Genomic DNA, 19,545 nt, shown 5'->3' on the forward strand with positions numbered 1-19,545 from the left:
AGTAAACTAATTTGTCCATTATGGACTTTTAGTTATCGCTCGCAACAGCCGGGCGAAAAAAAAGCGCAGTCCGTTTCCGGCTGCGCCTCTTTCAGTGCGACTCGCGTTACGGGCGCTTGCGCTCAACCGCCCGCAGTAGATGCGTCGGTGGCGTTTCACAGCTGATCTTGCGACCCAGCAGCGCCTCGATGGACGGTAGCTGGTAGGAATCGTCTTCGCCGGCAAAACTGATGGACACGCCATCGGCGCCAGCGCGACCGGTACGACCGATGCGGTGCACATAGTCGTCCGGGACTTCCGGCAGGGTGAAGTTGATGACGTGGCTGATCCCGTCGATGTGGATGCCGCGACCCGCAACATCGGTGGCCACCAACACGCGAATCTTGCCTTCGCGAAAGCCTTCCAGGGTCTTGATGCGTTTGTGTTGCGGTACGTCGCCGGACAGTTGCGCGGCGTTGACGCCATCGCGCACCAGGCGCTCTTCAATGCGCCGCACTTCATCCTTGCGGTTGGCAAATACCATTACCCGCTCCCAGCCGTTGTCGTTGACCAGGTTGTAGAGCAGTTTGTATTTGTCGGCACCGGCCACCGCGTAGATGTGCTGCTCGACGTTTTCACTGGCCACGTTCTGCGACTCGATCTCGACGATCGACGGGTCGGTGGTCCATTGCTTGGCGAGGTTCATCACGTCTTCGGTGAAGGTCGCGGAAAACAGCAGCGTCTGACGCTCGTTTTTCGGCGGGGTCTGGCGAATGATCTGACGTACTTGCGGGATGAAACCCATGTCGAGCATCCGGTCGGCTTCGTCCAGGACCATGACTTCGACCATGTCCAGGTGCACGTCGCCGCGCTGGTTGAAATCCAGCAGACGGCCCGGGGTGGCGACGAGGATGTCGCAGTGACGCGCTTCGAGGTGCTTGAGCTGTTTATCGAAGTCCATGCCGCCGACAAACGTCATGACGTTGAGGCCGGTGTACTTGGTCAGGTCCGCTGCGTCCTTGGCGATCTGCACCACCAGTTCACGGGTCGGGGCAATGATCAGCGCCCGTGGCTCGCCCATGTAGCGCTCTTTCGGCGGCGGGGTTTCCAGCAGCTGGGTGATGATCGAAATCAGGAACGCGGCGGTTTTGCCGGTGCCGGTCTGGGCGCGACCGATGGCGTCTTTGCCCGCCAGGGTGAAGCCCAGCACTTGCGCCTGGATCGGCGTGCAATACGGGAAGCCCAGGTCCTGGATAGCGTGCATCAGTTCCGGGGCGAGTTTGAAATCGTGGAAACGGGTTTTGCCTTCCTGGGGTTCGACGGCGAAATCTTCGAGTTTCCAGGGAATAACCGGCGCCTTGGGCTTCGGTTCGCGACGCGGTTTTGCGGGTTTCGGAACTTCGCTGCGCGGTTGTTCGGCGACAGCCACTTCAACAGGCTGGATCACCTGCGCGGTCACTGGCTCATGTTTCGATGCCGCTGCGGGTGCGGTCCGGCCAGGCTGATTACCGTCGGTGCGGTGGCTGGGGGTGTGAGACGGAGCGCTGGAGACTGGCGCGAGCTGCTCAGTCTCGCTTTTACCGAACATTTTCTTGAGTGCTTTGAGCACGGTCATCTCATCAATAGGTTAAGTGCCGGCCAGTGTAATGCAAGAATCGGGCGCGGCGTAGTGGGAGGGATCAATGGGCTGTTTTTCACTCAACCGTCAACGCAAACGCTCGGCGAGCCAGACGCCGATGTCATGAATTTCCTCGGGTAACACTTCGTGACCCATTGGGTATTCCTGCCATGTCACGGTGACACCACGCTGCTTCAAATGCTCGTAGGCAGTCCGGCCCATCGAGTTTTGCACCACGTCATCGTACTGGCCGTGCAAAGACAGGACCGGAATGCGCTGTTGGCTCGCTGAAAGCTCAAGTTCATCGCTGAAGGTCGGTGCATAAGTCGAGAGGGCAAGTACGCCACCCAGCGTCCCCTGCCATTTCAGGAACGCGGTGTGCAGCACCACGGCCCCGCCCTGGGAAAAACCGGCCAGAAAGATCCGCGAGGCGTCTATTCCGATGGCTCGCTGCGTTTCGATCAAATTAATGACCCGCTGCGCCGACTCTTCCAGTTGCTCGCGGTTGATCGCGCGCGCCGGGCTCATGGCCAATATGTCGTACCAGCTCGGCATCGCGTAGCCACCATTAATGGTGACGGTGCACGTCGGTGCCTGAGGAAGAATGAAGCGGGTGGTCAACAGGCTTTCCTGCAAGGCTTCGGCCACTGGCAGGAAGTCGTAGCGGTCGGCGCCGAGGCCGTGCAGCCAGATAACGCAGGCGTCTGCGTCTTTGACGGGTTGAAGAATCAGGGGCTCGGTCATGGCTGCTCCAATTTTGTGCGTGCGCTCTCATTAAGTGCGAGGTCTGAGTGCGTGTCTGGTTGATCCGTTAAGAAGATGTCGCAAGGCTACAAGTTTTGCTATTGACCTACCGCTGAATCGCTTCTGCGAGCGGTCTGGTACGGGGTTTGCTATGGGGAAGCGGTGCAACCCATCTCGCGCCTTGCGGTAACACTATGAGTGTACTGCTGAGAGCGGGATAGCAAAAAAATCCGGTGATGGATGTTCGCCAATGGCCGCTACGGGCTTCGCGAACGTGAAAGGGCTACAGCCCGTTCGGCTGATTGGTGAGAAGTGAGCTGTCCATGATGTGGATTTTCTCCTACTAGACTCATAGCAACGGTCCTACGTCGGTTGACCCCAAAAAAAGCCAACACGGGTCGACAACGCCTCATAAGGGTGCGACTGGACTCACGCTCCGACACAACAAGAGCAAAAACTGGAGGTTTGAATGAAGATGTTGAAATCCACCCTGGCAATCGTGACTGCAGCCGCAGTACTGGGAGTCAGTGGGTTCGCTCAGGCGGGTGCAACCCTGGATGGAGTGCAGAAGAAAGGTTTCGTACAGTGCGGCGTCAGCGATGGCCTGCCGGGTTTCTCGGTTCCGGACTCCACCGGCAAGATCGTGGGTATCGATGCTGACTACTGCCGCGCTGTTGCTGCTGCCGTATTCGGCGACGCGACCAAGGTCAAGTTCAGCCAGTTGAACGCCAAAGAACGCTTCACCGCGTTGCAGTCGGGCGAAATCGACATCCTGTCGCGTAACACCACGATGACCAGCTCCCGTGACTCGGGCATGGGTCTGAAATTCCCTGGCTTCATCACTTACTACGACGGCATCGGCTTCCTGGTAAATAACAAGCTGGGCGTGAAAAGTGCCAAGGAACTGGATGGCGCAACCATCTGCATCCAGGCCGGCACCACCACCGAGCTGAACGTTTCCGACTACTTCCGTGGCAACGGTCTGAAATACACCCCGATCACCTTCGACACCTCCGATGAAAGCGCCAAGTCGCTGGAATCCGGTCGTTGCGACGTACTGACCTCCGACAAGTCCCAACTGTTCGCCCAGCGCAGCAAGCTGGCGTCGCCGAAGGACTACGTGGTTCTGCCGGAAACCATTTCCAAGGAACCACTGGGCCCTGTCGTGCGTAACGGCGACGACGAGTGGCTGGCCATTGTGCGCTGGGTTGGCTACGCCATGCTCAACGCTGAAGAAGCCGGTGTCACTTCGAAGAACGTTGAAGCTGAAGCCAAAGGCACCAAGAACCCGGACGTTGCTCGTCTGCTGGGCACTGATGGCGAATACGGCAAAGACCTGAAAGTGAAGAAAGACTGGGTCGTGCAGATCGTCAAGCAAGTCGGCAACTATGGCGAAGTGTTCGAGAAAAACCTCGGCAAGGGCACTCCGCTGGAAATCGACCGCGGGCTGAACGCCTTGTGGAACGCTGGCGGCATCCAATACGCACCACCAGTGCGCTGATGGTTCTGTCACCCGGTGGGCCAACCGCCGGGTGATGTTCTGTTCCATTATTTCCGGGGCACTTCATGCAAAATTCAATCGGCGCACCAAAGCAGAGGCTCAGCCTCAGCGATCCCAAAGTGCGTGCGTGGCTATTTCAGATCATCACCATTGTGGCGGTGGTCTCGATGGGCTGGTATCTGTTCGACAATACGCAGACCAACCTTCAACACCGGGGCATCACCTCCGGCTTCAGCTTTCTGGAGCGCAGTGCCGGTTTCGGCATCGCTCAACACCTGATCGACTACACCGAATCGGACACGTATGCCCGGGTGTTTGTCATCGGCCTGCTCAACACGCTGCTGGTGACCGTCATCGGCGTGATCCTGGCGACGATCCTCGGGTTCATCGTTGGCGTGTCACGGCTGTCTAAGAACTGGATCATCAGCAAACTGGCGACTGTCTATGTGGAAGTTTTCCGCAACATTCCGCCGCTGCTGCAAATTCTGTTCTGGTACTTCGCGGTCTTCCTGACCATGCCAGGGCCACGCAACAGCCATAACTTCGGCGACACCTTCTTCGTCAGCAGTCGCGGCCTCAATATGCCGGCCGCTTTGATGGCAGACGGTTTCTGGGCGTTTGTGGTCAGTGTCGTGGTGGCCATCGTCGCCATCGTGCTGATGTGCCGCTGGGCCAACAAGCGTTTCGAAGCCACCGGTGTTCCCTTCCACAAGTTCTGGACTGGCCTGGCGCTGTTGCTGGTAATCCCGGCACTGTGCGCGCTGATCTTCGGCGCGCCGCTGCACTGGGAAATGCCCAAGCTGCAAGGCTTCAACTTCGTCGGTGGCTGGGTGCTGATCCCGGAACTGCTGGCACTGACCCTGGCCCTGACCGTGTACACCGCGGCGTTCATCGCCGAGATCGTGCGTTCGGGCATCAAGTCGGTCAGTCATGGCCAGACCGAAGCGGCGCACTCGCTGGGTTTGCGCAACGGTCCGACCCTGCGCAAGGTCATCATCCCGCAAGCCCTGCGGGTGATCATTCCACCACTGACCAGCCAATACCTGAACCTGGCGAAAAACTCCTCGCTGGCGGCCGGTATCGGTTATCCGGAAATGGTCTCGTTGTTCGCCGGCACGGTGCTGAACCAGACTGGGCAGGCCATCGAGGTGATTGCGATCACCATGAGCGTGTACCTGGCGATCAGTATCAGCATTTCCCTGCTGATGAACTGGTACAACAAGCGCATTGCGCTGATCGAGCGGTAAGGAAAAGCGCATGAGTACTCATACTTTCAAACCTGACATGCCTCCACCGAGTAGCAGTATCGGTGTGATCGCATGGATGCGCGCGAACATGTTCTCCAGCTGGCTCAACACCGTGCTGACCCTGTTCGCGTTCTATCTGATTTACCTGGTGGTGCCGCCGATCCTGCATTGGGCGATCCTGGACGCCAACTGGGTCGGCACCACCCGTGCCGACTGCACGAAGGAGGGCGCCTGCTGGGTGTTCATCCAGCAGCGTTTCGGCCAGTTCATGTACGGCTACTATCCGCCGGAACTGCGCTGGCGCGTGGACCTGACCGTGTGGCTGGCGGTGATCGGCGTGGCACCGTTGTTCATCTCGCGCTTCCACCGTAAAGCGGTGTATGGCCTGAGCTTCCTGGTGCTGTACCCGATCATTGCCTACTTCCTGCTGCACGGTGGAATTTTTGGCCTGACCCAGGTAGCGACCAGCCAATGGGGCGGCTTGATGCTGACCCTGGTGATCGCCACCGTCGGTATTGCCGGCGCGTTGCCGCTGGGTATCGTTCTGGCACTGGGTCGACGTTCGAACATGCCGGCGATTCGTGTGGTCTGCGTGACCTTCATCGAATTCTGGCGCGGCGTGCCATTGATCACGGTGCTGTTCATGTCCTCGGTGATGTTGCCGTTGTTCCTGCCTGAAGGCATGAACTTCGACAAACTGCTGCGGGCACTGATCGGCGTGATCCTGTTCCAGTCGGCCTACGTCGCCGAAGTGGTGCGTGGCGGTCTGCAAGCGATTCCCAAAGGTCAGTACGAAGCAGCGGCCGCGATGGGCCTCGGTTACTGGCGCAGCATGGGCCTGGTGATTCTGCCGCAAGCCCTGAAGCTGGTGATTCCTGGCATCGTCAACACCTTCATTGCGCTGTTCAAGGACACAAGCCTGGTGATCATCATCGGCCTGTTCGACTTGCTCAACAGTGTCAAACAAGCTGCCGCCGACCCGAAATGGTTGGGCATGGCGACCGAAGGCTACGTGTTCGCAGCCCTGGTGTTCTGGATTTTCTGTTTTGGTATGTCGCGCTATTCCATGCATCTGGAACGCAAGCTCGACACTGGCCACAAGCGTTAGGAGTTCTGTAATGAGCGAAGCGATCAAAAAGCCTGTGAGCCCTGAAGGCATTATTCAGATGCAGGGCGTGAACAAATGGTACGGCCAGTTCCACGTGTTGAAAGACATCAACCTGAACGTCAAGCAGGGCGAGCGTATCGTCCTGTGCGGCCCGTCGGGTTCCGGCAAATCCACCACCATTCGTTGCCTTAACCGTCTGGAGGAACACCAGCAGGGCCGCATCGTGGTCGATGGCGTCGAGCTGACCAACGACCTCAAGCAGATCGAATCGGTCCGCCGTGAGGTCGGCATGGTGTTCCAGCACTTCAACCTGTTCCCGCACCTGACCATTCTGCAGAACTGCACGCTGGCGCCGATGTGGGTGCGCAAGATGCCCAAGCGTCAGGCCGAAGAAATCGCCATGCATTATCTGGAGCGCGTACGCATTCCCGAGCAGGCGCACAAGTTTCCGGGGCAGTTGTCGGGTGGTCAGCAACAGCGTGTGGCGATTGCCCGTGCGTTGTGCATGAAACCGAAAATCATGTTGTTCGACGAACCGACTTCGGCACTCGATCCGGAGATGGTGAAAGAGGTGTTGGATACCATGATCGGCTTGGCCGAGGACGGCATGACCATGCTCTGCGTGACTCACGAAATGGGCTTTGCGCGGACGGTGGCGAACCGCGTGATCTTCATGGACAAGGGTGAGATCGTTGAGCAGGCGGCGCCGAATGACTTCTTCGATAATCCGCAGAATGAGCGGACGAAGTTGTTCTTGAGTCAAATCCTGCATTGATGGTGCTTGGCGGAGGCTGACCGAGGGATTGGGTGTATATCCATTTTTTCGGTAACGGCTGCTATTGGTTCCGCTCTTACAGCGGGTCACTTTCGAAAAGCGCGAAAGTAACCAAAGCGCTTTTGCCCCTTTCGTTCGGTGCCTCGCCTAGGCTCGGCATGCCCTCGCTCCGGTCCTGCTCCGTGGGCCCGCCGCCATCGGCCATCCATGGCCGGGGGCGGCTAACCCGGCATCCATGCCGGGTTGCCCACTGCGCAGAACCTCCACTCGGCCTCTCGAGGGGGCGGTGCGTCCAGATCAAGAGCAGGCGAGCTAACGCTCGGCCTTGAGTGGTGAAGATCAAAAGCCTTGCCGATGATCCTTCCCACGCGTAGGAACGATCAAGCGCGTACGCCCTGTAGGAGCTGCCGAAGGCTGCGATCTTTTGATCTTGCTTTTGCTTTTGCTTTTGCTGTTGCTTTTGCACTTCTTGCCCCATCGGAAGGCCGAGCGCAGGTTCTGCGCAGTGGGCAACCCGGCAAGGATGCCGGGTTAGCCGCGCACGGCCATGGATGGCCGATCGCGGCGGGCCCACGGAGCAGGACCGGAGCGAGGGAACCCTGAGCCTAGGCGAAGGGCCGTACGCCAGGGGCAAGAGCCCTTGGTTACTTGGGGCTCTTCCAAGTGACTCGCTGTAAGAGCGAAACCAATAGAAGCCGTTACCGCAGCAACAGATATGTACCCCACTTCATAAACGAACATTGTCCCGGCTCTGCTGTTGCTCAGGCGCAAATCAATTCGCCACCCGAGCCCCAGCCATGCTCCCGCTCAACTCATAAGCCGCCAATTCCGCCTGATGCGCCGCAAGGATCTCCGGCAACGACCCACGCAAGTACTCGACCCACGTCTTGATCTTCGCATCCAGGTACTGCCGCGATGGATAGATCGCATACAGATTCAATTCCTGCGACCGATAGTTAGGCATCACCCGTACCAACGAGCCATTGCGCAAACCTTCAATCGCGGCATACACCGGCAGCACACCCACGCCCATGCCGCTGGTGATCGCGGTTTTCATCGCGTCGGCGGAGTTCACCAAAAATGGCGAGCTATTAATGGTGACCATTTCCTGGCCTTCCGGGCCGTCGAAAGTCCATTTCTCCAGTGGGATCACCGGGCTCACCAGGCGCAGGCAGGCGTGATTCAGCAAATCGCTGGGTTTCTGCGCGCAGCCGTTGGCTTTCACATAGGCCGGGGATGCACAAACGATGCTGTAGGTGATGCCCAAGCGCTGGGAGACGAAACCTGAGTCCGGCAGTTCGCTCGCGAGCACGATAGACACGTCGTAGCCCTCGTCCAGCAAGTCCGGCACGCGGTTGGCCATGGTCAGGTCGAAGGTGACATCGGGGTGGGTCTTGCGATAACGGGCGATGGCGTCGATCACGAAGTGCTGACCGATGCCGGTCATGGTGTGCACCTTGAGTTGCCCGGCCGGGCGCGCGTGGGCTTCGCTGGCCTCGGCTTCGGCTTCTTCGACGTAAGCCAGAATCTGCTCGCAGCGCAGCAGATAGCGTTTGCCGGCCTCGGTCAGGGCTATGCGTCGGGTCGTTCGGTTGAGCAGGCGGGTTTGCAGGTGGGCTTCCAGGTTGGAGACCGCGCGCGAGACGTTGGCCGTGGTGGTGTCGAGTTGCATGGCGGCGGCGGTGAAGCTGCCGGCCTCGGCCACGTAACTGAAGGCGCGCATGTTTTGCAAAGTGTCCATGGGGTGCTCTCGGATGCGATGGCAAATTGTGACACAAGGTTTCAGGGTCTGAGACCCCGACCAAGGGATTATCGCGTGAACGGTAACAAAGATTCACAAGAATCCCGGCTTATCGCCATCCGACCCGCCCCCTAGAATTGCGTCCACCTCAGTAGGAGCTGCCGCAGGCTGCGATCTTTTGATCTTTGTTTTTTACAAGCCAGATCAAAAGATCGCAGCCTGCGGCAGCTCCTACAGGACCGTATTGAAACGCGGTCCAAACAGGGGACCTCCCATATTTCAGGAATTTGCAGCAGTGCCGCGTCGCATCAGCAGAGCGCTTCAGACGCTCAGTGTTTTAGCTTTAACCCTGGCAATCAGCGGCTGCATCGGCACCGGAGGTATTGCCCCGCAGGGCAAGGCACTGGAGGCTAATTCACTGGCCACCGACGAAGCTATCCAGAGCGCCGCTCAGGACGCGCACTGGCCCACCGCACAATGGTGGCAGGCGTATGGCGACCCGCAACTTGACCGCTGGATCGATCTCGCCGTGCAGGGCAGCCCGACCATGGCGATGGCGGCGGCGCGAGTGCGTCAGGCCCGGTCCATGGCCGGCATTGCCGAGTCTGCGGAGTCGCTGCAGATCAACGGCGAATCCACCCTCAAACGCCACAATTGGCCCACCGATCAGTTCTACGGGCCGGGCGAGCTGGCCAACACCACGACCTGGGACAACAACGCCGCGCTGGGTTTCAGCTATGCCCTCGACCTGTGGGGCCGCGAAAGCAATGCTACCGAGCGGGCCGTGGACATGGCGCACATGAGCGCGGCCGAAGCGCGACTGGCGCAACTCGAATTGCAGAACAATATCGTGCGTGCCTACATCGAACTGTCGTTGCACTACGCACAACGAGACATCATCGAGGCGACGCTGAAGCAGCAACAGCAGATTCTCGACCTCGCGCAAAAACGCCTGAATGGCGGCATCGGCACTCATTTCGAAGTCAGTCAGGCCGAAACGCCGCTGCCGGAAACCCATCGCCAGATCGACGCGCTGGATGAAGAAATCGCCCTCAGCCGCAATCAACTCGCGGCCCTCGCAGGCAAAGGCCCGGGTGACGGCGCGCAGTTGCAACGGCCGACACTGGCGTTGGGCGCGGCGCTGAAATTGCCGTCGTCATTGCCGGCGCAATTACTCGGTCAACGTCCGGACGTGGTCGCCAGCCGCTGGCAAGTGGCGGCGCAGGCGCGGGGCATCGATGTGGCGCATGCGGGTTTCTACCCTAACGTCGATCTGGTGGGCAGCCTCGGCTACATGGCCACGGGCGGTGGGGCGCTGGAGTTTTTGACTGGCAAGAAGCTCAACTACGGCGTCGGCCCGGCAATCTCGTTGCCGATCTTCGACGGCGGTCGATTGCGTTCTGAGTTGGGTGAAGCCTCGGCCGGCTACGACATCGCCGTGGCGAAGTACAACCAGACGCTGGTCAACGCGCTGAAAAACATTTCCGACCAATTGATTCGTCGCGAGTCCATGGACAAGCAGCAGACCTTTGCCGCCGAGTCGGTGGCCACGGCGCAGAAAACCTACGACATCGCGATGATCGCTTACCAGCGTGGGCTGACCGACTACCTCAACGTGCTCAACGCACAGACCTTGTTGTTCAAACAGCAGCAGGTCGAGCAGCAAGTTCAGGCCGCACGCCTCAGTGCTCATGCCGAACTGGTGACGGCGCTCGGCGGTGGTCTCGGTGCGGGCAACGACGTGCCGAAAGACAGCCAGACCGCCGTACCGAAAACCCCGGCTACGTTGACGAGCATCCTGAATTGAACACAAACCCCCTGTGTCTTAACTGAATATCACTAAGCAGAATCTAATGACTCCCTTGCCCGCACCTCTGCGCTGGTTGTATTCCCTTGAATGGCGCCGGGGCTTCTTCGACTGGGCACGCAGCGACGGCGTGACCTGGGTCTATATTTTCAAGGTGTTGTTCGCGGCATTCCTGACCCTGTGGCTGGCCATGCGCCTGGAACTGCCGCAGCCGCGCACGGCGATGATCACCGTGTTCATCGTGATGCAGCCGCAAAGCGGTCAGGTATTCGCCAAGAGCTTCTATCGCTTTCTTGGCACGTTGACCGGGTCGGCGGTGATGGTCGCGCTGATTGCCTTGTTCGCGCAGAACACCGAACTGTTCCTTGGCTCGCTGGCGATCTGGGTGGGCATTTGCTCGGCCGGCGCGGCGCGTTATCGCAACTTCCGCGCCTACGGTTTTGTGCTGGCCGGTTATACCGCAGCGATGGTCGGTTTACCCGCGTTGGCGCACCCGGATGGCGCGTTCATGGCGGCGGTCTGGCGTGTGCTGGAAATCTCGCTGGGGATTCTCTGTTCGACGCTGATCAGCGCCGCAATCCTGCCGCAAACCGCCAGTGCCGCCATGCGCAACGCCTTGTATCAGCGCTTCGGCGTGTTCGCGTCGTTCGTCACCGATGGCTTGCGCGGTCGCAGCCAACGGGATGCCTTTGAAGCCAGCAACGTGCGTTTCATCGCCGAAGCGGTCGGGCTGGAAGGCCTGCGCAGCGTTACCGTTTTCGAAGATCCGCACATGCGTCGACGCAACGGTCGACTCAGTCGTTTGAACAGCGAGTTCATGGGCGTCACCACCCGGTTCAACGCCTTGCACCAGTTGCTCGAACGCTTGCGCTGCAGCGGCGCCGATCACGTAGTCGCGGCGATCAAGCCGGGGCTGCAGGACCTGGCTGAAGTGCTCGACGGTTTCAGTGGCCGCGCCCTGACCAGTCCCGACGCCGCACGCCTGGCGGTGGCACTGGCGACCTACAAGGAAAACTTGCCCGCCCGCGTGCGCAGCCTTCGGGCGACGTTTGAGCAGAGCCATCCGAACGATGCCGAGCTGCTTGATTTTCACACCGCTTATGAACTGCTCTACCGCTTTGTCGATGACCTGCACAGTTATGCACAGACTCACGCGTCGCTGGCCGATCACAGCCATGCGCGGGAGCAGTGGGACGAACCGTTCACCCCGCAAACCAACTGGATGGCGTCGGCCGCCTCGGGGATTCGCGCGGCATTCATCCTGGTGGTCCTGGGCAGTTATTGGGTCGCGACGGCCTGGCCGAGCGGGGCGACCATGACCCTGATCGCCGCCGCCACCGTCGGCCTTTCCGCTGCCACGCCGAACCCCAAACGCATGGCTTTCCAGATGGCCTGCGGCACCTTTCTCGGTGCGTTGATCGGCTTCTTCGAAATGTTTTTCGTGTTCCCGTCGATCGACGGTTTTCCGTTGCTGTGCGTGGTGCTCGCGCCGGTGATCGTGCTCGGTTCTTTCCTCACGTCTCGCCCGCAATACGCCGGCGTCGGTCTCGGTTTGCTGATTTTCTTCAGCACCGGTTCGGTGCCGGACAACCTCACCGTCTACAACCCTTACGCCTTTATCAATGACTACATTGCCATGGTGCTCGGCATGCTGGTGTGCGCGGCGGCCGGCGCGATCATCCTGCCGCCCAACAGCCGCTGGTTGTGGCGCCGCCTGGAGCAGGATTTGCGCGGGCAAGTGGTGTACGCCATCAGTGGCAGACTCAAGGGCCTGGCGTCGAGTTTTGAAAGTCGCACGCGTGACCTGCTGCACCAGGCCTACGGCCTCGCGGCAGGGCAACCGCAGGTGCAGCGGGACTTGCTGCGCTGGATGTTCGTGGTACTGGAAGTCGGTCACGCGATCATCGAGTTGCGCAAGGAACAGGCGATTCTGCCGGTGCATCCGGCCTACGCCGAATCCCAGCCATGGCGCCAGGCAATCCGCGTGATGGGCCGCTCGCTGGTGCGGCTGTTCCTGCAACCGAGCCAGAGCAATCTGGAGCGTGGTTTGATCGCCGTCGACCATGCGATCAGCCGCGTGCAAGCCACCGACGAGCCGTTCGCCCCGCATTTCGATACCTCGGCGTTGCGTCGGGTGAAGAGCTATCTGCACTTCATCCGTACCTCGTTGCTCGACCCGCAATCACCGCTCGCGCGCTTCACAAACGCCATCGCCATTACCAAGCCCCAAGGACTTGAACATGCCTCGTGAAATCGCCTTCCACGGCGTGTACATGCCGACCATGACCCTGATGTTTTTCATTGCGGCGGCGCTGGCTTGGGCACTTGACCGATTCCTGTCCGGGTTCGACCTGTACCGCTTCTTCTGGCACCCGGCGCTGCTGCGCCTGAGTTTGTTTACCTGTCTGTTCGGCGCCCTGGCGCTGACTGTTTACCGTTGACTCTCTATCTCTGAAGAAGGCCTTGATGAAAAAGCTTTTCAGCCTGCTCGCCACCCTGTTGGTACTGGCCCTCGCACTATGGATCGGCCGCACCCTGTGGGAGCATTACATGAATACGCCGTGGACCCGCGACGGCCGGGTGCGCGCCGACATCATCAACGTTGCCGCCGACGTCACCGGGGAAGTGGTGGACGTGCCAGTGCGCGACAACCAGCTGGTGAAGAAGGGTGATCTGCTGATGCAAATCGACCCTGAGCACTACCGCATCGCGGTCAAACAGGCGCAGTCACTGGTGGCGTCACGCAAGTCGACCTGGGAAATGCGCAAGGTCAACGCCCATCGCCGCGCGGACATGGACGCGTTGGTGATCTCCAAGGAAAACCGCGACGACGCCAGCAACATCGCCGACTCGGCCCTGGCCGACTATCAGCACGCCCAAGCGCAACTCGAAGCCGCCGAGCTCAACCTGAAACGCACTGAAGTCCGCGCGGCGGTGGACGGTTACGTGACCAACCTCAACGTCCATCGCGGTGACTACGCGCGCATCGGCGAAGCGAAAATGGCCGTGGTCGACATGAACTCGTTCTGGGTCTACGGCTTCTTCGAAGAAACCAAATTGCCTCATGTGCGAGTGGGTGATAAGGCCGACATGCAACTGATGAGCGGCGAAGTGCTCAAGGGGCATGTGGAGAGTATTTCTCGCGGTATCTATGACCGTGATAACCCCGAGAGCCGTGAGCTGATTGCCGATGTGAACCCGACGTTTAACTGGGTGCGGTTGGCGCAGCGGGTGCCGGTGCGGATTCACATTGATGAAGTGCCGGAGGGGGTGCTGTTGGCGGCGGGGATTACGTGTACGGTGGTGGTGAAACAGTGATTTAAAGATCAAAAGATCGCAGCCTGCGGCAGCTCCTACAATGACCGCGATCCCGTGTAGGAGCTGCCGAAGGCTGCGATCTTTTCAATTGCAAAACGTCTCATGCAAATGCCGCCAAATTACCCGGCCATCGGCGTGCTTCTCAAACACCACCGTCGAGCGCCGATCCGAGTGCAGCCCCGTCGCATCAGTCTGCTGCTCGCGATAACTCACCACGGCGCCGCCGTCATACAAGGCGATGCCGCGCAACTCGCCAAGCTCGATCCGGAACCCGAGTTTCTTCCCGCCTGCCATCTGGAACAACTCGCTCAGCGCTTCGAAATCCAGTACCCGGCCTAACGGCGAGACCATGGAAAACTGGGGGGAAAAGCGCGTCAGCAAGTGTTCAAGTTCGGACTCGTCTTGTTCTTCGGCCAGCCAATGCTCGATGGCCACGTGGGCCGTGATCACTTCGTCAAAATACTCGGTGTAGTCGGTCATGGTGTTTCCTGAAATGCTGGGGAGTCTGATCTGGCGCCTTCGCGGGCAAGCCTCGCTCCTACAGGGCCCGCGGCGCTCTCTGTAGGCGCGAGGCGTGCCCGCGAAGAACGATAACGTGGTCTCAGAGTTGCCCGCGCAACCCAAACCGCTTCATTAATGTCGACTCCAGCAACCCCTTGGGCAACAACTGCGCCAACAACGGCAACGCGCGGCTGCCATTGCCCAACCGCACCAGACGCGGTGGTTTGTTCTGCTGCACAGCTTTGAGCAACCCCTCGGCAAATTCCCTGGCCGGCGTCGGTTTGTCTTGAGACGCCTTGGCCCGAGCGCGAATGCCTTCACGCAACGGAAACCAAGGTGACTGTTCGGTGATCAATTGTTCCGCCTCATGGCCGGCATTCTTGGCGAAGCTGGATTCGATCGCACCTGGCTGCACCTCCATCACGCGAACACCAAACGGCGCCAGTTCCATGCGCAACGCATCGCTCAAGGCATGCACCGCTGCCTTGGAGGCGCAATAGGCGCCGGCAAACGGCGTGACCAGAATCCCGGAAACGCTACCGATGTTCACCACCAGTCCCTTGGCGCGGCGCAGTACCGGGAACAGTGCCCGAGTAACGCCCACCACCGCGAACACATTGGTTTCGAACTGACGCTGCATCGCCGGCACACCGCCATCGAGCAGCGGGCCCATGGCGCCGTAACCCGCGTTGTTGATCAATACGTCGAGGCCGCCACGCTGCTGGTTGATTCGCTCGCTCAATTGTTCAAGCGCCGCGCCGTCGTTGACGTCCAGTTGCACGGCGGTGAAACCGGCGGCGGTCAACAGCGCCACGTCTTCGGCTTTGCGGGCGCTGGCCCAGACTTCATATCCGGCTTGTTTGAACACATCGGCCAAGGCGCGGCCAATGCCGCTTGAACAACCAGTAATCAACGCAACGGGCATGGCGCGGTCCTTGTGCAAAAGTAAGAAGGGGATCAGTCGGAGAAACTACCCTGCAAACGCTCGGCGCGAAACTCCAGGGTTTGCGGGCGATAGCCTGGGCGCAGCGGCGGTAGCGGTAAACAGTCTTCCCAATTCGCCCCGGCCTGCAGTTCGCCGGGGCCACGGTAACGGGGGGCTGCATATTGATTGTCGGCCAGATTGACCGTGTCACCGGGAGCATAAGCGGCGATGCGCCAGCGCAGTTCGGTCAGCGGTACGTCGTTGCCGTTGTTCATTTTCAGCTGTAGTGGCCGATCCGCCGGGCAGTGTTCCGGCGCGTAGGTGATGCGCAACTCCAGACGTGCCAGTTGCTTGACCTCGCGGTTGTCCAGCCAGATCACCCAGGTGGCTACCAGACCCAACCCGATGGCGGCCGCCACTGAAACCGGCAGGGCTTTGGCGGGATAGCGCAGCAACAGGATGAGCCAGGTGATGACCAGCAGGACGCCGATGAACATGACGCGAAACCTCGGGGATGGAGAAGTCCATCGTACCTAAGCGTAGGTGAGGTGGCGATAGATCAAAAGATCGCAGCCTTCGGCAGTTCCTACAGGTTCACCCATGTAGGAGCTGCCGCAGGCTGCGATCTTTTGATCCAAAAAAAAGCCCCCACCCAACCCGCTGCGGATAGGGAACGCAGCGGGCTGGGCAGGGGCTTCTTGTTTTACTTGATGCTTACTGCGCGATGGTTTTCACCGACACGCCACGCTCGATCGGGGTCGACCGACCATAGATATCTTCAAACCGCTCGATATCGTCTTCACCCAAATAGCTGCCCGATTGCACTTCGATGATCTCGAGTGCGATCTTGCCCGGGTTGCGCAAACGGTGGACCGAGGCAATCGGGATGTAGGTCGACTGATTTTCAGTCAGCAAGAACACGTTCTCGTCGCAGGTCACTTCGGCGGTGCCGCTGACGACGATCCAGTGTTCAGCGCGGTGGTGGTGCATTTGCAGCGACAGGCACGCGCCCGGCTTGACCGAGATGCGTTTGACCTGGAAGCGGCCGCCCATGTCCACCGAATCGTAGGAACCCCACGGACGATAGACTTCACAGTGGTTCTGGGTTTCGCTGCGACCCTGCTCATTGAGGGTGTTGACCATCTGTTTCACGCCTTGGACCTTGTCCTTGTGCGCGATCATCATGGCGTCCTTGGTTTCGACGACCACGATGTTTTCCAGGCCGATCACCGACACCAGTTTGCCGTTGCCGTGGATCATGCAGTTTTTGCTGTCCTGGATGACCACATCGCCTTTGGTGACGTTGCCGTTGGCGTCTTTTTCATTCACTTCCCACAACGACGCCCAGCAACCGACATCGCTCCAGCCTGCCGTCAGCGGTACGACGCAGGCGCGTTGGGTTTTTTCCATCACGGCGTAGTCGATGGAGTTGTCCGGGCAGCAGGCGAATGTCGCCGCGTCGAAGTCGACGGTGTCGGCATCCTGCACACTGCGCTCGAGGGTCAATACGCAGGTGTCGTAGATGTCCGGATCGTGTTTTTTCAGTTCTTCGAGGAAGCGACTGGCGCGGAACAGGAACATGCCGCTGTTCCAGAAGTAACCACCGGACTGCACGTACTCGGTGGCGCGTTTCACGTCGGGTTTTTCAACGAAGTGCGAAACACGGCTGACGCCTTCCGGCAGCAGCGAATCATTGGCCGACTTGATGTAGCCGTAGCCGGTTTCCGGTTTGGTGGCCGGCACGCCGAACAACACCATTTCGCCGTTTTCTGCGGCAACAGTGGCCAGGGCCAGGGCGCGTTGCAAGGCTTTCTGGTCTTCCAGTACGTGGTCGGCCGGCAGCACCAGCATCAACTCGTCGCGACCTTCATTGACCAGCATCATCGCGGTCAGGGCTACCGCTGGCGCGGTGTTGCGGCCGAACGGTTCCATCAGGATGCGCTGGGTGTCCAGGTTGCGGGCGCTCAGCTGCTCGTTGACGATGAAGCGGTGTTCTTTGTTGCAGACCACGATCGGGGTGTCCATGCCTTCGAACACCAGGCGTTCCAGGGTTTGCTGGAACAGCGTGTGTTCGCCGGTCAGGGCGAGGAATTGTTTCGGGAATTGCTTACGCGAAAGCGGCCAAAGACGTGAGCCGCTACCACCTGACAAGATCACCGGAATCATGTTGTTACTCCTTTAAAATCGAATGGGTCAGAGCTACTGCGTTCTGTCGTTTCACTCTTGTTCTTATTCCGAAGTCAGGCCGGATCATTCGGTCTCTGTAGCAGCTGCCGAGCCTGCGAGGCTGCGTTCGGCGGCGGAGCCGTCGTCATTCCAGACAATGCGGTCGTTCAGAAAGACCGAGTTGCCTGGATTGCGACTGCTGCGTCGCCGGACGCAGGCTTCGCCAGCTGCTACAGGGATCGCCGTCCTGACGAATTCATTAGCGCGTCGAAACCGGGCGTTTTACCCAGACTGGCGACAGGCTGCTGCCGGTGCCGGTGACGTACAGCACCGCTGCTTCACCGCGTTCCAGGGCAACCGGTTTCACGTCGCCGACTTTGGTGGCGCCGTCGTACAGTGCCAGGCTGACTTTCACCGGGTTGATTTCACGCTCGCCACGGCCTTTGGCGGCTACGGTCGGGACCACTTCGGTCTTGCCGTCGGCGGTTTTCAGGGTCAGCGGCTTGTCGCTGAGGTTCTGTACGCGAACCAGGGATTTCTGCTTGTTCTTGAACGGCGGCTCTTCGATCAATTGTGGCGCGCCGCTGGCGTTGTTGACCAGCGTGTAATAGTGATCACCGGCCAGTTTCACCGGCAGGCTCTGGCTGCCGACCTTGGCGCTGTAGTCGCCGCCCGGCATAAAGCTGAAGTCACTGCTGGACAGCGGTGCGACATCGCTCAGGGCGGTGGTGCCGACGGTGGCGCTGACTTCAGCATTGCCAGCGTTGTAGATCCGTACGAAGCTCGAACCTTTTGGTGCAGTCGGGCCGTAGAGCGCGGAATCACCACCGGCGAAAGCGTTCATGGACAACACGCTGAAGGTCGCGGCCAAAGCAAAGGTCTTGGCGAGACGGCGAGGAGTAGTAGTGAAAGTCATGGTAGTACCTCTCTCTTTCAGTTTTGCGCCCGGTCGGGCGTCTCGGATTTAGTGTTTGCGGCTACGTTTTGTTGGCGAACGCCGGCTTGTTTAAGCTCTGCGACCCACTGCGGGTCGGCGTCACCGATTTCGTTGTTCACAGGCAGATAACGTTCAGGAAACTCCCAGATCAGCACTTGTGGCGGGCTGTTCTTGAAAGCATCGCTTTTGAGGTAGCTGAGCATCGGCAGGATCGGACCGTGGCCGTCTTCGGCGTAATTGACCACGTCGCTTTGCAGCGCCTGTTTCAGCGCGCCGACGAAGTTCCAGTTCGGGTTGGCGCTGTAGCTGGTGCCGATCAGGGCCACCGGCACTTCGGTGTTGGCGAACAGCGCATCATCACCGGCAGGCTGGCCTTCAGCTGCCACGGTGTTGCGCTTCTGCAGCGGCTCTTGTGCCGGCATCAGGTTTTCGAACAGCGGGTCCAGTGGCAGAAACAGACGCAGGTCGCCCTTGTGGCTGACTTTCTCCGCGGGTTCGGTGACGAAGCGCTGCGGCTCGCCACTGAGCGGGGTCTTGTCGGCAATGGTCTTGGCCAGGGTTTCGGCGGCGATTTGCGCGCCTTCCGGGGTCCAGTGGGTGTCGGTGCGCAGGAACACTTGCTGACCTTTGAGCTTGGCCTGGTTGAACGGGCCGAGCAGGTCGGGGGCGAGGATCTTGTCAGCCGCTACCCGAGCGTGGAAGTCCTGGTAAAGGTTGCCGTGGATACTCGACGGTTTCACTTCACCCAAGTGCTCCGGGTACAGGCGCGCCTTGGCCGGCACGATCGCCATCACCAGTTTCACGCCTTTCTCTTTCAGGGTCTGGCGTACGCCTTCGACCAGCGCGTAGTTGCCTTGCAGGTTCAGCTCTTCGTTGACGATCGGATTGAATTCCTCATCGCTGTACAACCACTGGTCGCGACCGAGCACAACGCCCGGACGACCTTCGTTGAACAGTTTGAAATCCAGTGCAGCCCAAAGGTTGGTGCCCAGGCGCTTGATCGGGAACTCGGCGTCGTAGTGTGTCTCTACGGCTTTGGTCCAGCGGCCGTTGAGCACCGTCGTTTCGGCTGACGTATTGAAGCCGAAGAAACTGCGCGAGGACCACAGGCCCAGCACCAGCAGGGTCAGCAGAAACAGAGCGATGTAGAAGATGCGTAATGAGCGGGTCATGTTCAG

The 19,545-nt window shown here is 59.7% G+C and carries 17 protein-coding genes; 8 read left to right on the forward strand and 9 right to left on the reverse strand.

Annotated features, from left to right (window positions below):
• Window positions 1-106: 106 nt before the first annotated feature.
• Window positions 107-1,594, reverse strand: a complete 1,488-nt coding sequence (gene rhlB / locus ACA052_RS04550; RefSeq protein WP_497648587.1) for an ATP-dependent RNA helicase RhlB — start codon at window positions 1,592-1,594, stop codon at window positions 107-109.
• Between the two features lie 90 nt (window positions 1,595-1,684).
• Window positions 1,685-2,341: an alpha/beta hydrolase gene (locus ACA052_RS04555; protein WP_497648588.1), complete on the reverse strand. Its 657-nt coding sequence runs from the start codon at window positions 2,339-2,341 to the stop codon at window positions 1,685-1,687.
• A 469-nt stretch (window positions 2,342-2,810) separates the two neighbouring features.
• Here ACA052_RS04555 and ACA052_RS04560 point away from each other — a divergent pair, with 469 nt between their 5' ends.
• The 4 genes from ACA052_RS04560 (at window position 2,811) to ACA052_RS04575 (ending at window position 6,972) form a co-directional block, all read left to right on the forward strand.
• Window positions 2,811-3,842, forward strand: coding sequence for an amino acid ABC transporter substrate-binding protein (locus ACA052_RS04560; RefSeq protein WP_497648589.1), 1,032 nt, complete (start codon window positions 2,811-2,813; stop codon window positions 3,840-3,842).
• A gap of 65 nt (window positions 3,843-3,907) precedes the next feature.
• A complete protein-coding gene (locus tag ACA052_RS04565) occupies window positions 3,908-5,089 on the forward strand; it encodes an amino acid ABC transporter permease (RefSeq protein WP_497648590.1) in 1,182 nt (393 codons plus the stop codon).
• A gap of 10 nt (window positions 5,090-5,099) precedes the next feature.
• Window positions 5,100-6,197: an amino acid ABC transporter permease gene (locus tag ACA052_RS04570; protein WP_497648591.1), complete on the forward strand. Its 1,098-nt coding sequence runs from the start codon at window positions 5,100-5,102 to the stop codon at window positions 6,195-6,197.
• Window positions 6,198-6,207: 10 nt separating this feature from the next.
• Entirely contained in the window at window positions 6,208-6,972 is a 765-nt protein-coding gene (locus ACA052_RS04575; RefSeq protein WP_149628833.1) for an amino acid ABC transporter ATP-binding protein, read from the forward strand.
• Window positions 6,973-7,744: 772 nt separating this feature from the next.
• On the opposite strand, the gene ACA052_RS04580 is transcribed toward ACA052_RS04575, so the two are convergent.
• Entirely contained in the window at window positions 7,745-8,713 is a 969-nt protein-coding gene (locus ACA052_RS04580; protein ID WP_497648592.1) for a LysR family transcriptional regulator, read from the reverse strand.
• A 295-nt stretch (window positions 8,714-9,008) separates the two neighbouring features.
• On the opposite strand from ACA052_RS04580, the gene ACA052_RS04585 reads away from it, so the two are divergent.
• Genes ACA052_RS04585 through ACA052_RS04600 form a run of 4 tightly spaced genes read left to right on the forward strand, consistent with a single transcriptional unit; the run spans window position 9,009 to window position 13,838 of the window.
• Window positions 9,009-10,520, forward strand: coding sequence for an efflux transporter outer membrane subunit (locus tag ACA052_RS04585; RefSeq protein ID WP_497648593.1), 1,512 nt, complete (start codon window positions 9,009-9,011; stop codon window positions 10,518-10,520).
• Between the two features lie 46 nt (window positions 10,521-10,566).
• Window positions 10,567-12,771 carry an FUSC family protein gene (locus ACA052_RS04590; RefSeq protein WP_497648594.1) on the forward strand — a complete coding sequence of 735 codons (2,205 nt, stop codon included), beginning with the start codon at window positions 10,567-10,569 and terminating at the stop codon, window positions 12,769-12,771.
• Entirely contained in the window at window positions 12,761-12,961 is a 201-nt protein-coding gene (locus tag ACA052_RS04595) for a DUF1656 domain-containing protein (RefSeq protein ID WP_007896379.1), read from the forward strand. Before ACA052_RS04590 ends, ACA052_RS04595 begins: the two co-directional genes overlap by 11 nt.
• A 25-nt stretch (window positions 12,962-12,986) precedes the next feature.
• Complete coding sequence (locus tag ACA052_RS04600) at window positions 12,987-13,838, forward strand: efflux RND transporter periplasmic adaptor subunit (RefSeq protein WP_497648595.1); 852 nt, start codon at window positions 12,987-12,989, stop codon at window positions 13,836-13,838.
• Window positions 13,839-13,922: 84 nt separating this feature from the next.
• On the opposite strand, the gene ACA052_RS04605 is transcribed toward ACA052_RS04600, so the two are convergent.
• The 6 genes from ACA052_RS04605 to ACA052_RS04630 form a co-directional block, all read right to left on the reverse strand.
• Window positions 13,923-14,318, reverse strand: coding sequence for a DUF4440 domain-containing protein (locus ACA052_RS04605; RefSeq protein WP_497648596.1), 396 nt, complete (start codon window positions 14,316-14,318; stop codon window positions 13,923-13,925).
• Window positions 14,319-14,439: 121 nt separating this feature from the next.
• Window positions 14,440-15,264 (reverse strand): SDR family oxidoreductase, encoded by an 825-nt coding sequence (locus ACA052_RS04610; protein WP_497648597.1) that lies wholly within the window; start codon window positions 15,262-15,264, stop codon window positions 14,440-14,442.
• Between the two features lie 32 nt (window positions 15,265-15,296).
• Entirely contained in the window at window positions 15,297-15,761 is a 465-nt protein-coding gene (locus tag ACA052_RS04615; RefSeq protein ID WP_497648598.1) for a multidrug transporter, read from the reverse strand.
• A 217-nt stretch (window positions 15,762-15,978) separates the two neighbouring features.
• Entirely contained in the window at window positions 15,979-17,430 is a 1,452-nt protein-coding gene (locus ACA052_RS04620) for a mannose-1-phosphate guanylyltransferase/mannose-6-phosphate isomerase (RefSeq protein WP_497648599.1), read from the reverse strand.
• A 259-nt stretch (window positions 17,431-17,689) separates the two neighbouring features.
• On the reverse strand, window positions 17,690-18,346 hold the full coding sequence (locus ACA052_RS04625) for an alginate O-acetyltransferase AlgF (protein WP_497648600.1): 657 nt from the start codon (window positions 18,344-18,346) through the stop codon (window positions 17,690-17,692).
• Between the two features lie 17 nt (window positions 18,347-18,363).
• On the reverse strand, window positions 18,364-19,539 hold the full coding sequence (locus ACA052_RS04630) for an alginate O-acetyltransferase (protein ID WP_497648601.1): 1,176 nt from the start codon (window positions 19,537-19,539) through the stop codon (window positions 18,364-18,366).
• Window positions 19,540-19,545: the final 6 nt, after the last annotated feature.

This window comes from Pseudomonas sp. LBUM1644, from assembly GCF_059716195.1.